Source organism: Streptococcus pluranimalium, from assembly GCF_047785745.1.
Taxonomy (GTDB): Bacteria; Bacillota; Bacilli; order Lactobacillales; family Streptococcaceae; genus Streptococcus; species Streptococcus pluranimalium_B.
Map to the genome: position 1 here is coordinate 46,802 of NZ_JBLOJT010000003.1, position 11,664 is coordinate 58,465.

The 11,664-nt window shown below is 36.6% G+C and carries 19 protein-coding genes; 3 read left to right on the forward strand and 16 right to left on the reverse strand.

Features of this window, described 5'->3' with window-relative positions; all coding sequences use genetic code 11:
• Positions 1 to 35: 35 nt before the first annotated feature.
• From ACMZ6U_RS01185 to ACMZ6U_RS01260, 16 genes are all read right to left on the reverse strand, one after another.
• Positions 36 to 872, reverse strand: a complete 837-nt coding sequence (locus ACMZ6U_RS01185) for a primase alpha helix C-terminal domain-containing protein (protein ID WP_416105850.1) — start codon at positions 870 to 872, stop codon at positions 36 to 38.
• Positions 869 to 1,141, reverse strand: a complete 273-nt coding sequence (locus ACMZ6U_RS01190) for a hypothetical protein (protein ID WP_416105851.1) — start codon at positions 1,139 to 1,141, stop codon at positions 869 to 871. The genes ACMZ6U_RS01185 and ACMZ6U_RS01190 overlap by 4 nt, the downstream gene beginning before the upstream one ends.
• A complete protein-coding gene (locus ACMZ6U_RS01195) occupies positions 1,125 to 1,454 on the reverse strand; it encodes a DNA-binding protein (RefSeq protein ID WP_160544747.1) in 330 nt (109 codons plus the stop codon). The genes ACMZ6U_RS01190 and ACMZ6U_RS01195 overlap by 17 nt, the downstream gene beginning before the upstream one ends.
• Positions 1,435 to 1,758, reverse strand: a complete 324-nt coding sequence (locus ACMZ6U_RS01200; RefSeq protein ID WP_416105852.1) for a hypothetical protein — start codon at positions 1,756 to 1,758, stop codon at positions 1,435 to 1,437. Before ACMZ6U_RS01200 ends, ACMZ6U_RS01195 begins: the two co-directional genes overlap by 20 nt.
• A gap of 11 nt (positions 1,759 to 1,769) precedes the next feature.
• Positions 1,770 to 1,991, reverse strand: coding sequence for a hypothetical protein (locus ACMZ6U_RS01205; protein ID WP_416105853.1), 222 nt, complete (start codon positions 1,989 to 1,991; stop codon positions 1,770 to 1,772).
• A gap of 192 nt (positions 1,992 to 2,183) precedes the next feature.
• On the reverse strand, positions 2,184 to 2,672 hold the full coding sequence (locus ACMZ6U_RS01210) for a hypothetical protein (protein WP_416105854.1): 489 nt from the start codon (positions 2,670 to 2,672) through the stop codon (positions 2,184 to 2,186).
• 124 nt (positions 2,673 to 2,796) lie between these two features.
• Positions 2,797 to 3,321, reverse strand: a complete 525-nt coding sequence (locus ACMZ6U_RS01215; RefSeq protein ID WP_416105868.1) for a Rha family transcriptional regulator — start codon at positions 3,319 to 3,321, stop codon at positions 2,797 to 2,799.
• Positions 3,315 to 3,749 (reverse strand): hypothetical protein, encoded by a 435-nt coding sequence (locus tag ACMZ6U_RS01220; protein WP_416105855.1) that lies wholly within the window; start codon positions 3,747 to 3,749, stop codon positions 3,315 to 3,317. Before ACMZ6U_RS01220 ends, ACMZ6U_RS01215 begins: the two co-directional genes overlap by 7 nt.
• Before the next feature lie 162 nt (positions 3,750 to 3,911).
• Positions 3,912 to 4,088 (reverse strand): hypothetical protein, encoded by a 177-nt coding sequence (locus ACMZ6U_RS01225; protein ID WP_416105856.1) that lies wholly within the window; start codon positions 4,086 to 4,088, stop codon positions 3,912 to 3,914.
• A 229-nt stretch (positions 4,089 to 4,317) separates the two neighbouring features.
• The gene (locus tag ACMZ6U_RS01230) at positions 4,318 to 4,494 is read right to left on the reverse strand and encodes a CopG family transcriptional regulator (protein WP_416105857.1); all 177 of its coding nucleotides are present in this window, start codon (positions 4,492 to 4,494) and stop codon (positions 4,318 to 4,320) included.
• Positions 4,495 to 4,759: 265 nt separating this feature from the next.
• Complete coding sequence (locus ACMZ6U_RS01235) at positions 4,760 to 4,930, reverse strand: CopG family transcriptional regulator (protein WP_416105858.1); 171 nt, start codon at positions 4,928 to 4,930, stop codon at positions 4,760 to 4,762.
• A 1-nt stretch (position 4,931) separates the two neighbouring features.
• On the reverse strand, positions 4,932 to 5,057 hold the full coding sequence (locus tag ACMZ6U_RS01240; RefSeq protein WP_416105859.1) for a hypothetical protein: 126 nt from the start codon (positions 5,055 to 5,057) through the stop codon (positions 4,932 to 4,934).
• Positions 5,058 to 5,362: 305 nt separating this feature from the next.
• The gene (locus ACMZ6U_RS01245) at positions 5,363 to 5,965 is read right to left on the reverse strand and encodes a Rha family transcriptional regulator (protein ID WP_416105860.1); all 603 of its coding nucleotides are present in this window, start codon (positions 5,963 to 5,965) and stop codon (positions 5,363 to 5,365) included.
• Positions 5,956 to 6,222, reverse strand: coding sequence for a hypothetical protein (locus ACMZ6U_RS01250; protein WP_416105861.1), 267 nt, complete (start codon positions 6,220 to 6,222; stop codon positions 5,956 to 5,958). The genes ACMZ6U_RS01245 and ACMZ6U_RS01250 overlap by 10 nt, the downstream gene beginning before the upstream one ends.
• A gap of 157 nt (positions 6,223 to 6,379) precedes the next feature.
• Positions 6,380 to 7,012 carry a Rha family transcriptional regulator gene (locus ACMZ6U_RS01255; protein WP_416105862.1) on the reverse strand — a complete coding sequence of 211 codons (633 nt, stop codon included), beginning with the start codon at positions 7,010 to 7,012 and terminating at the stop codon, positions 6,380 to 6,382.
• A 10-nt stretch (positions 7,013 to 7,022) separates the two neighbouring features.
• A complete protein-coding gene (locus ACMZ6U_RS01260; RefSeq protein ID WP_416105863.1) occupies positions 7,023 to 7,220 on the reverse strand; it encodes a helix-turn-helix domain-containing protein in 198 nt (65 codons plus the stop codon).
• Positions 7,221 to 7,382: 162 nt separating this feature from the next.
• Here ACMZ6U_RS01260 and ACMZ6U_RS01265 point away from each other — a divergent pair, with 162 nt between their 5' ends.
• The 3 genes from ACMZ6U_RS01265 (at position 7,383) to cysK (ending at position 11,328) form a co-directional block, all read left to right on the forward strand.
• Positions 7,383 to 8,153, forward strand: coding sequence for a helix-turn-helix domain-containing protein (locus tag ACMZ6U_RS01265; protein WP_416105864.1), 771 nt, complete (start codon positions 7,383 to 7,385; stop codon positions 8,151 to 8,153).
• 928 nt (positions 8,154 to 9,081) lie between these two features.
• Positions 9,082 to 10,227, forward strand: a complete 1,146-nt coding sequence (locus tag ACMZ6U_RS01270; protein WP_416105865.1) for a tyrosine-type recombinase/integrase — start codon at positions 9,082 to 9,084, stop codon at positions 10,225 to 10,227.
• Positions 10,228 to 10,401: 174 nt separating this feature from the next.
• Positions 10,402 to 11,328 (forward strand): cysteine synthase A, encoded by a 927-nt coding sequence (gene cysK / locus ACMZ6U_RS01275; RefSeq protein WP_416105866.1) that lies wholly within the window; start codon positions 10,402 to 10,404, stop codon positions 11,326 to 11,328.
• Positions 11,329 to 11,664: the final 336 nt, after the last annotated feature.

Consider the following 11,664-nt stretch of genomic DNA (forward strand, 5'->3'; position numbering starts at 1 on the left):
TTCTTGTAGTTGGTTTAATTCTTCTTTTTCGATAGCTAAACACCTCTCTTTCTAGTTTCTGCTTTAACGATACTTCTAAACGTGTTATCTAATTCTGTCACTGGCAAAGGCTCGGCTGTCTGCTCGTTTGCTATCCTAGCCAACTCATAAGCCGTTGGGACGTCACAATCAACCCACTTATTCAAAAGTAAGCCCACAAACTGCGCTAGACTTTGATTTCTACCACCCTCTGCGCCATATCCATTCATCAGTGTATGAATAACTCTCATGGTCATTGAAACGCCTGTACGGGGCTTATATGATGTTTGAATAGGCTTGATAACTGTTCCACCTTTAATCTCGTAAGGTCTGCCCTCGTTGATAAGACAATCATAATGACCAGCGTCCACGGGTAAGCCCATTAACTGCGACCATGTTAGGCTTGCCATATCAAATGGTAAGCCAATAGCTTGTGTAATCTCTTCAATAGTTGACCTATACTGACCTTCTTTCATAGCTTTATCAACGTCCACTGCTAGCCTGTATCTTGGCTTCTCAGGTCTGTGTTTTATCGTGCTATAAATCATGTAGTTAAATTCTCCCAAGGCGCGTGAGACGGCTGTTTTAAAGTTTTCTGCGTCCTCTAGATCATCATAATCAATCAAAACAATGTCACGATTGATAAGACTGTCATTATTGCGCTTGTAGATACCCTGTTCGTTAGGCTTTATCTTTCCACTAATAAAATAAGGGGCTTGTTGACGTTTGTAATCGTCAATCGTAACCCCTTCAGGTACTGGAATAGGCTTAAACTCTTTAAGATAGCGAAACGGGGACTTTTTATCATAAGCATGTAATGGCTGACTATAGCCCACTGTCTCATATATTGTCATGCGTCTACTCCTAGAAACTTCAAAATGTCATCAACTTTATAAAAAATAGTTCTGCTATCTTCTAACGGGGGCTTATACTGCTTCAAACCTGTCTCTTCCCAACGCTTGATCGTCGTCAAGCTGATGTCTAGTTCATCTTGTAACTGCGCCCGTGTTACTAGCTCTAATAATCTAGGCTTTGGCTTGGTCTGCTCTTTCAAGTATTCGGAAACAACCTCAAGCACTTCCATTTTCAATTCACGGCTAGTCTCCTCACTCAATACTGCCATCTAACGCCCTCCTAAACTCTCCTAAATCAGCATTCAATAAAGCTGTGATGGTTTTACGTTCTTCGTTAGCTTGGTTTTCAAGCGCTCTGATACCCTCTAGGCGTTCGGTATCGTTAGCTGGGATATAAAGTCCCTTAGCGCCTGTCTCACGTCCACCAATGATTGCAATACCATGCTTTAACCTAAGGCTTCTAACAAGGTTTCTAATTGTCCTAATATCAATTTTTAGCAAGCTAGCAAGCTCTGACGTTGGTATTGCGTTTTCTTTGCCGACTTTTAAAAGCCTAAGTAGTCTAACCTCTAAATTTGTCAAATTCCCAAACCCCCATTAATTTAATGCTCTCTTTTGGTATATCACTAAATGTCATGTAACATTTTGCCGTATCTGAATTGATTAGTTCTTTGAAATAATCTTCATTGTGGTCATAACTTCTAACAACTGCATTAGGTGATATAGTCACTTCAAATATTGCATAAGGTGTCCAATTATAGGTTACTGCAAAAGCTCGCGCCAAGTTTTCACTTTCTGCTAAAAAAGTCATGCCATTTGTTGCTTTCAAACCAAACTTAAATATTTCCGCCATATTGTCAACTGGCGTAGCATGGTAAAGTTTCATCTAGTTCCTCCTTAATGTTCTTGACTGCTGACCATAATCTGACCTCTGTACCACATATCAGAAAAATCGCACAAGGTCTCTAACACTCGATCTAGCTGATTTTGTTCTTCGATACTGTAACAGTCAAATTTATCTTCTAGGGAAAAATCTAGCATAGTCTCATAAGCTTCATCTAACCATTTTCCAAAGTTTTCTGCTCTTGCTTCAGCAAGATTGAAATTCTTATCTGCCATTTTAGTTCCTCCCTTGCATTTGTATTACTGCCCCATATCTTGCTAGATATTCGGGTTCATTGCTTTTTGGTTGCTCCATAGCATCCATTTTAGGCGCTCTCATGCTTGGCGTCTTCAGTATTTGAATAATCAGCCATGTCACAATGGCAATCAATATAACGTATCCTGTGGAGCTTAAATTAAGTTCTTGGATCATTGATTAACCTCACTCATTACAATATTCCAATCCCTGGTTTTTCTATCCTGGATAACTTTTTCAATAACACCGCGGTCTTTTAAATCTCTGACAATCAATCCACGTAAATATAACCAAATATTAGTCGTTGAATCCTTAGCACAACCATCATCAAAACTTCTGATAGCAATATCTAAAATATTGAAAAATAACCAATTAGGGGCTTTCTGATAACGTGACGAACTGTCATCATCATAGCGTTTCAACTCGCCTAACAAATTCTCCATGTTTGCTTTCACAACTTCTTCATGGTTTGCTTCTGCCTTGATATAGTTTTCAGATAGCTTGTAAAATTCTATCCAAAGCTCTGTGATGGCTGTTCTACATTGTTCAGCTATATCACTAGCCCCATCGTGACCTTTTGCGATATGCCATTCACTTAAAATATCTAGTTTTTCTTCTGCGCTTTGTAACTTGCTTTCAAAATCTTTAAAATATTGTTTCATATTATTTCTCCTGTTGGGTATTTTTGCCTGTCTTTACTGTACATGGATTCTTACACCGCTACAGTTGTCACTGTCTGAGTTGCCGGACGGTGTGTTGTGGGGTGTTGCCCCCGTTAAAATGTCATTATTTGTTGGGTATCACCATTTTGATAAAGCTAGAAACTTGTCTTAGTCCTTCATCAATAGCGGTAAAGTCTGTTAGCTGACTAATATCTTTTAGCTTGGTTTGAATGTAAGTCAATTCAGGACTTTCTTCAATCTGTTTTTTTGGCTCTGAAATAGACTCAGTGGATGGTGTCGGTACTTCTTTGAGTGCTTGTTCCATACTGTGGAATGCTTCGATATACTGCGCTGAAAATCTCAAGCCTTTCTTACCTGTCATCTTATTAGCAATTAACTCGCACCCCTTGCGACTGCACCAATAAAATTTATAAGAGCGTCCACCTTTTTCTGATTGGTAAGTATCTTCTACAAAATAGCTCTCAATCCGCATGGTTAAGCCAGAATCCAAAATTGGATTCTGATCATCGTCAGTTAAATAGCTGATGTAAGTCTCGATTTCTCTATTAAGATGGCTATGTTGTTTCTCCGTCCACTCTGCAACGCTTCGGCTTGAAATGTACTGCGTTCCGTCGTCGGTGTTTATAATTCAGCGGTTAAGCCATAAGATTTTAAAACCTGTAAGGCGTATTTATCTTCCAAGTGTTTCAGCGCCCGTTGTTTATTCTCGGTTGCTTTTATCCGTTCAGTCGCCTTAATAGCTGGATTGTCAGCAAGTTCTGCCATGTTTATAACGTCTTGTACATAGAGCTTTATTTTAATTTGTGATAATTCAATTTTTTCGTTTTCATCTTCGATAATATTCGTTAGTTTACTATCTGTTAGTTTAAAATCATAAAAACGCTTATTTTTACAAACAAAGGAAATTTTACCCTTTCTACGCCAAGTGTATAGCCCTGACTTTAACGTGCCAACTTTCTTAGCGCTAGTCCCTAGGACTTCTATCATTTCATGAATGGTTAAACCCTCTAGCTCATCTAATCGTTTAGCAACTTCTCTGAATGGAAATTTATTCATTTTTTCTTATTTTCGAGCACACAAAAAGCGCACTCCCTTTCTGTTTTTTGTGTTGACTGAAAAAGAGTACGCATGTATAATATTTACGTACTGGTTTTCCAGTGCTTCCCCTGTTTAGTTGCTCGGTCGCCAAACTAAGACAACTAGGCAGGGGGCTTTGTTTTATTTGAGTAATTCGTCTATCCCTTTACGGATAGCGTCCGCCCTAGTGATATTATGCTCTTTGGCATATTCTACTAGATTTCTGTTGACTGTCTTTGTAATTCTGACCTTAACATCAACATCAAGCGGTTCTTCTCCTTTTTGGATTCCAATCACTCGTTTTTTTGTTTCGCTCATAAAATTCATCACTCCTTCCATGAGTTCCACGAGATGAATTATATATCTTCATGAGTTCCATGTCAACCCCTAAATCAAACTTTTAAAAAAACATGCGTATTCTATTTTCAATGTGCAAATGGTTCACAAAATAGAGTACGCATGTTATTATATTTACGTACCTACTTTGTGGGTGCTGGAGCTCTTAACGTGTACGGTCGCCAAACTATACCACGTTGAGGGCTTTTCTTTATTTGAGGCGGTCAAACTGTTCAACTATACCATTTCTGATTATTTCTGATTTTGATTGTGACGTTTTCGCCTCAATCTCTTCGAGTTTAGCTCTTGTTGCATTATCAAGTCTAACTCTCAGCATATAATCCTTTTTGCTGTCAGTAGGTCGCCCACGTTTTGGGGTAGCTGTCATTTTATGCTCCTTTCTGTCGCTACAAAATACATTGTAAATTATGTCGCTACATAAATCAACCCCTAAATCAAACTTTTTTTATCTGCGTACTCTATTCAGTTTTCAAAGGACCATTTTGAGTACACAAAAAGCGCACTCTTTGTTTTGTGTGTTTGACAAATAAGAGTACGCTTTATATAATAAAAACGTGCTCGTATTTGTTATGAATATGGGTGCGTTCCCGCCTAACGCTCTCGCCGTCCAAAGTTTGAGCGTTGGGCTTTTTTTATTTGTCAAAAAATTCTTCGACTGCTTTTCTCACAACTTCCATTTTTCCTATACCGTTCTGTTCAGCATATTCAGTAATATTGTTGTGCATTGTTTCAGTCATTCGAACAACAAGTTGTTTGTCCATCGGTTCAGAACCTTTGACAGGTCGCCCCATTTTTGCTGACATGTTATTTAGTAAAATACCAAATAGCAAGTCCTAGTAAAACTAGTCCGACAAGACCTTGAATTTTCTCTTTTCGGTTGGTCTTCTCGATGGTAACCTCTGCATTTTTAAACTTTTTGTGATAAAGCACTTTATCGTTCTCCATTGCATTTTACCCTTACTTTTGCTAAGATATAACTAAACAGTAGTTAGGGCTCTCGCCCCACTACTTTAGAACTTAATGGTTATCTTTATGATGAAGAGGTTGATTGTGACGGTCACCTCTTTTATCTTAGATAGCCATTTTTTCATTTGTTTAGCCATTTCTGGTAAGTCCTTTCTGTTGGTTTTGGTTAATTCCTTAACCATGATTTTATTATATACTTATGCAATGCATTTGTCAATAGTTTTGCAATGCTTTTTTATTTTTTCTTCCAACGCACCCATATTCAGTTTTCAAAGGACTAATTTTTTAATATCGTCATATTCCGCATTGAGTTCTAACAGGACAATCACCTTGCGCTCAAGTTCTCTATACTTTGATAACTCCTCCGCACTCAAACAATCTAAGGCAATTTTGTAACCTGTGCGAGACTGCTTCAGTTGCTTTGCAGTTTGTCCTGTGATAGCTTTCAGTAGAAGGTCGCTAATAGCTTTGTAGCTCCAGCGATTGAAATGTCGCCACTCCTTGATAGCTTGGGTGAGCTCTTTATGCTTTGATTTTTCTAAAGCCCGTTGATACCTAAATTCTGTGACCTCGTCTCGCATTTCAAAGAATGCTTTGACGAGGTTTGTTTTGAATTTGACAACCTGAGGAGTGTTATCCAGATAAGTGATTAGCAAAGTAGCCTGTTGCTCGTTTAAGTGATAGACCTTTTTGGGTCTCCCTTTTCCATCTAATTTATGGATTTCAAATCCATAAAATCCAAACGCCTCAAATCGTTCTTTATGATTTCTTAATAGGCGTGTAACAGTATGGTGCTGTACCTCTGCGCATTCAGCGATTATCTCGCTAGTGGTATACGGCTCTTTCTTGCCGTCTAAATAAACTAATTCCATTGCGTATCTCCTCTTTTATTGAATAGCCGGGTATTCTGGGTACCGCCCATGGTGTAGGGTACCTCAGCTATGATTGAGAACCTTTTATCCCTTAAATATGGGTTACGCTCTATCAGCTTTTCGATACCTCGACGTTGTTTATATCCAAATCCCTGCGCTAACTGCTCAATCGTGACAAAGATATTTCTTTTTCTGTCTAAATAAAAATCAATCTCAAGTTCACCGAAAGAACTTTTTTCTTGTTTAATGATATTCATACTGTTCCTCTTTCTGCCAAAGTATGCTACAATGTAAGCAAAGATATTTACTAAAACCCTTTAATGACTTGCTTGCTCGTTATCGGTTTAGTTATTTTTGCTTAAGGCTTAGAACTTTGGTCGGTTGCATAAGCCTTTTTTTATTCTCACGCGCCATTTAGTGGTGCGTTTTTTCTTTGCCTTTGTTGATCATGGTTTTGATTTCCCCATAGGTAAAGCCTAGGTCAATCATTGCAATAGCCATATCTTCAAAAGCTTGGTATCTTTCCAACTCATGACTGGTTAGCGTATCGATACCATTATTGCCACCTCTGATAGTCTTTAATTGCTTAGCGTTAAATCCTGTTACAGACTTCAGTAATAAGTTAGTGACCGTTGAATGCGCGTGTTTTGGGGCTTCTAGCCATGTTTCAATAGCTTCATGCAATGCCCTGCGCTTGGGCTTTTCTAATTCACGCTGTAACTGGAACTTGGTGAGTTCGTCACGCATTTCAAAGAATGCTTTGACTAGATTTTGTTTGAAATCCCTGACTGGTCTTGTGTTATCTAGGTAAGTAACTAGCAAAGTAGCCTGTTGCTCATTTAAGCGATAGATTTTTCTAGGTCGTCCACCTAAAGAACCTTTTTGGGGTTTATGGATTTCAAATGACAAAACCCCTAAGACTTCTAAGTCTTTTTTATGGTTATCGATTAACTTTCTGACTGAAACATTTTCAACTTCAGCATGTTCAGCTATGATGTCGTGCGTTGTGTACGGCTCTTTCTTGCCGTCTAAATAAACTAGGTTCATGGTTTGCCTCCTATTCTTCAACGGTCAATAGTTCATCTAACGTTACATTCAAAGCATTGGCAATCTTTAAAAGCGTTTCAACTTCTGGATTTTTGGTACGTTCATAGTACAAAGCTGTCAGCGTTGTCTTTGAAATTCCAGTTGCTTCATGCAGATCTGAAACTTTTTTACGTTCTTTTGCCAAGATAATACGTAAGTTATTTTTCATCGTTTCCCCCTTTTTATTGCAATGTTTGATTAACAACTTTTATGTTATTTTGTAAGTTGTTGTTTACAGTTTACAAAATAACATAAAAGTTGTCAATTGTTTTTTACAATTGCTTGTGTTTTATTTTTTTCTACTGTAAAATAGCGTTAAGGAGACTTCACAATGATAAAAATAAATTTAAAAGACTTGATGAAAAAAAATAAAATCAGTATCAATAAGTTATCTAATGAAACAGGCCTTTCACGGCCTACTTTAACTTCTTTATTAAACAACGAAAGTAAGGGAGTTCAATTTGACACTCTTGAAACTCTATTAGATTACTTTGATGTGTCTTTAACGGATTTACTTACAGTGACAGATAGGGAAATCACTTTCTATTATTACGAAAAAGTAAGCATGGAAAATTTGCTTTGGGTTGAGGAAAACTCTAATAGTAATAACCGAAATAACAATGATTTAGTAGAAATAAAACCAAGTGAAAACTTTTTATTTGACTGTCAGATAATCGATACAAAGAAGAATATAGAACCTTTTTCTTTAGTTGTTTCTCCACAATTAAATGAAAATAAAATCATTGTAGTAAATTTAGCTATTTTTAGATCTAATAAAAACAGGGCTGAAGATACTTCAGATATCAATACTTTTTTGTCAAAATTAAACGATGATGCAATAATCAAATTTACAGACTGCATTATTTCCGAATGGCTCAAATTTTATTTAAAATTAAAACCTTTGGAATTGTTTTTGAAATCTATGCTATTTGTAGATATAGTAATTTATGGCTATAAAACTAGAATTCCTGTCGTGGTTGATGTTAGTTTTAATAAAGATAATGTAACGTTATCCTATGAGACATATAAGAGAAATTCAAAAATAAAAAAAGGTGATGACATATACAGCTCAAAGATAAACTTTATTCATGGCAAACCATAGTTACAATGTTTTTTAAAATTCAATACCCTCCAACTTTTCTCAACATTAGCTCTAAAAAATAACAGGTTTTGTTAGGTTTTTATAGGCTGAAAAATGTAGATACTTTTCATCACCTTAGACGTGTAGGAACTTTTCAGACCCACGCGCCAAATCAAGATTTAAAAAAGTTAGCATTTGTTAGCAATACTGAAAAAGCTCAAAGCTAATTAACCCCCTCCACTAAGCTAAAGTTACTGATTTTTTATTTCCGATTATTTCAGTTTTAGGGAGAATTAGAGAAAAATTCAGTTATTTCCAAAATGGAAACAACTAACTGATCATCACCCTGAAAAATAGTTAGTAAGACCTCCCAAAAAGTTGGCGATTATTGACTTTAATTCACGGTAAATCTTATCAGCTTAAAACACTGTTATATCAATGGTTTCAGCGATTTTTAAACCCTTTGAAAATTAACATTAATTAAAGCGTCAATATCTATTGTTCAAAGTTGCTAAACTTATTTCAATAAACAGCAAATTTTGAATTAACATCATTGACTGATACTATAACATGTTAAAATATGTCAATGAGCAGACAAATAAGGTTATTGACCTATATACATGATACTATGCCATTAATCCTCGCTTTAAAAAGCTGATAATGGGGGATAACGATTGACAACTAACAAAGTTAGCGATATACTCAAGGGGAAAGATTGATTGTGTTGTACTTGCCCATCGGCAGTGCACAAAAAAAGCCCCTTGGAATTGCCGTTCCTTGGGGTTTTGTGCTTTCGTCAAGCACTACCTAGCAAACCCTAGAGCCTCTCACAACGTCCTTCCTCTCTCTTGGTAAATTCTACCAATCCCATAAAAGCATGCGTTTCTGCGCGTGATATTCAATCCTAGAACCCTTTAATGGCTTGCTTGCTGATGGAAAGGATTGAAACATGAAAATAAGAGAATACAAAACCAAAAGTGGTGCTATTTCTTACCGTACTAGTTTATATCTTGGCATTGATGTATTGACTGGGAAAAAGGTCACTACTTCTATCAGTGCTAAAAGTAAAACAGCATTAAAACAAAAAGAAAAAGCCATCCTAAAAGAATGGCATAAGAACGGACAAACAAAATTAAAAAATCAAAATATCCAAACAGTAGAGGAATTGGTTGAACATTGGAAAAAGAATAACTATCATGCTTATAAATTTTCTTCCCAAAATACTTTCAATAACCAATTAGACTATTACATTATACCAGCTTTTGGCAAAATAAAATTAAACAGACTTACACGCGCTACAATTCAGCAAACTGTTAATGAGTGGGCTACCGCCTATAATTCAGAAAATCAAAAAGGGTATAAGCTCTATGCTGATCTATATAATCTTTTAAAAAGGATATTAGCGTTTGGCGTTTCTTTAGGAGTTCTAACAAGCAATCCAGCTAATGATGTACTTGTTCCTAAACGTAAATTCACACCATCTACAATAAAGCATTTTGAGCCTGATCAATTAAAAGTATTTTTAAATCATTTAACAACGCTTGATATTTCTGATTTCAACAATATGCTTGATATCACTCTTTACAAGTTTCTACTAGCAACTGGTTGCCGTATTGGCGAGGTATTAGCTCTTGAATGGTCTGACATTGACTTTGAAAATGGGCAAGTTTCCATAACTAAAAGCCTACAAAGACATGGTAAAGTAGGGACTACGAAAACCAAAGCAGGTAACCGGGTAATTTCAATAGACAAAGCTACCGCATTACAATTACGGTTATATCGAGCAAGACAACAACAAATAGCGCTAACTTCTAACCTTGTCTTTGGTTCAAGAAGCGGTTATCTAAATCAATGCACACTAAGAAATCGGCTAAAAATCTTTTTGAAAGAATGTGATATACCTGTTTTAGGATTTCATGCGTTTAGACATAGTCACGCAAGTTTAATGATCAATGCTGGCATGCAACCAAAAGAATTACAATACCGATTGGGTCATAGCAACATCGCTACTACTCTTGATGTCTATAGTCACCTCTCTAAAGACAAAGAAAAAGAAGCTGTTGCAATCTTTGAAAATGCGCTAGCTTCATTGTAAAGTTGTTAATAGGTTGTTAATGAAAGCTTGATATATCAGCGAACCTTATTATATCAGTACTTTATGTAATTTTGTATGATAAACGTTCCTTATCGCTTTGATAAGGAATTTCTATTTTACAACTTTTCAGCTAGCCTTTATACTAGTAACCAAAAGTGTTGAGGAGCTAAAAGTATGTCAAAGATTTACAATCATATCACTGAACTTGTTGGGCAAACACCTATCGTAAAGCTTAACCGCCTTGTTCCAGAGGATGCCGCTGACGTTTACGTTAAAATTGAAGCTTTTAATCCAGGATCCTCTGTCAAAGATCGAATTGCGTTGCAAATGATCGAGGATGCTGAAAATGCTGGAACGATTAAACCTGGAGACACTATCGTTGAACCGACTTCTGGTAATACTGGCATCGGATTGTCTTGGGTCGGAGCTGCTAAAGGTTATAAAGTTGTCATCGTCATGCCTGATACGATGAGCATTGAACGTCGTCAATTAATTCAAGCTTATGGCGCTGAATTAGTATTAACCCCAGGTAGTGAAGGTATGAAAGGAGCTATCGCCAAAACTACAGAATTAGCAGATGAGCGCCAGGGTTGGGTTCCTATGCAATTTGCCAATCCGTCAAATCCTAAAGTTCACGAAGAACAAACTGGTAAAGAAATCATCGATGCTTTCGGCGAAACAGGACTTGATGCTTTTGTATCAGGTGTCGGAACAGGTGGAACGGTTACTGGTGTTGCTAATACATTGAAAAAAGTTAATCCTAATATTACGATTGTAGCAGTTGAAGCAGATGAATCCGCTGTGCTCTCTGGTGAGAATCCTGGACCTCATAAAATCCAAGGAATCTCCGCAGGATTTATCCCTGATACTCTTGATACGAACGCTTATGATCAAATCATTCGTGTTACATCTGAACATGCTTTAGAAACTGGACGAAAAGTAGGTGCCCAAGAAGGCTTCTTGGTAGGGATTTCTTCTGGTGCGGCTATTTTTGCAGCTATTGAGAAAGCTAAAGAATTAGGCAAAGGTAAAACAGTCCTAGCTATTTTACCTGATAACGGTGAACGTTATTTATCAACAGCTCTTTATAATACTCAATGAAATTCTAAATCTGAAACCATTTAAGTACAAGGTGTAAATCTGGACGATTTACTAGGATAAGGAGACTCGAACCATAATTCTATATTCAGATTTTGAATTAAAATCAGTATAAGAAATTCAAGAACTTTATACTCGAAGAAAATCAAAACCTGACTAGAAAAAGCGTCGTAGCTAGAACTAAATCAAGGTAAACTTGACAATATCAGATTTTGATTTTCAATGAGTATAAATTTGGTGAATAATATATTACAACAAAAAGGCTCTGCTGACATTTTTCGGTTCTATAATTTCTGTAGTGGGTAAATCCCCTATGGAGATTATGGAGGCTTTTTAAGT

Coding starts and splice junctions, on each gene's coding strand:
- ACMZ6U_RS01225 (WP_416105856.1), bottom strand. CDS start 4,088: ATGAGCGAAACAAAAAAACGAGTGATTGGAATCCAAAAAGGAGAAGAA.
- ACMZ6U_RS01210 (WP_416105854.1), bottom strand. CDS start 2,672: ATGAAACAATATTTTAAAGATTTTGAAAGCAAGTTACAAAGCGCAGAA.
- cysK (WP_416105866.1), top strand. CDS start 10,402: ATGTCAAAGATTTACAATCATATCACTGAACTTGTTGGGCAAACACCT.
- ACMZ6U_RS01250 (WP_416105861.1), bottom strand. CDS start 6,222: ATGAATATCATTAAACAAGAAAAAAGTTCTTTCGGTGAACTTGAGATT.
- ACMZ6U_RS01200 (WP_416105852.1), bottom strand. CDS start 1,758: ATGAAACTTTACCATGCTACGCCAGTTGACAATATGGCGGAAATATTT.
- ACMZ6U_RS01190 (WP_416105851.1), bottom strand. CDS start 1,141: ATGGCAGTATTGAGTGAGGAGACTAGCCGTGAATTGAAAATGGAAGTG.
- ACMZ6U_RS01220 (WP_416105855.1), bottom strand. CDS start 3,749: ATGAATAAATTTCCATTCAGAGAAGTTGCTAAACGATTAGATGAGCTA.
- ACMZ6U_RS01185 (WP_416105850.1), bottom strand. CDS start 872: ATGACAATATATGAGACAGTGGGCTATAGTCAGCCATTACATGCTTAT.
- ACMZ6U_RS01235 (WP_416105858.1), bottom strand. CDS start 4,930: ATGTCAGCAAAAATGGGGCGACCTGTCAAAGGTTCTGAACCGATGGAC.
- ACMZ6U_RS01245 (WP_416105860.1), bottom strand. CDS start 5,965: ATGGAATTAGTTTATTTAGACGGCAAGAAAGAGCCGTATACCACTAGC.
- ACMZ6U_RS01205 (WP_416105853.1), bottom strand. CDS start 1,991: ATGGCAGATAAGAATTTCAATCTTGCTGAAGCAAGAGCAGAAAACTTT.
- ACMZ6U_RS01265 (WP_416105864.1), top strand. CDS start 7,383: ATGATAAAAATAAATTTAAAAGACTTGATGAAAAAAAATAAAATCAGT.
- ACMZ6U_RS01230 (WP_416105857.1), bottom strand. CDS start 4,494: ATGACAGCTACCCCAAAACGTGGGCGACCTACTGACAGCAAAAAGGAT.
- ACMZ6U_RS01255 (WP_416105862.1), bottom strand. CDS start 7,012: ATGAACCTAGTTTATTTAGACGGCAAGAAAGAGCCGTACACAACGCAC.
- ACMZ6U_RS01260 (WP_416105863.1), bottom strand. CDS start 7,220: ATGAAAAATAACTTACGTATTATCTTGGCAAAAGAACGTAAAAAAGTT.
- ACMZ6U_RS01270 (WP_416105865.1), top strand. CDS start 9,082: ATGAAAATAAGAGAATACAAAACCAAAAGTGGTGCTATTTCTTACCGT.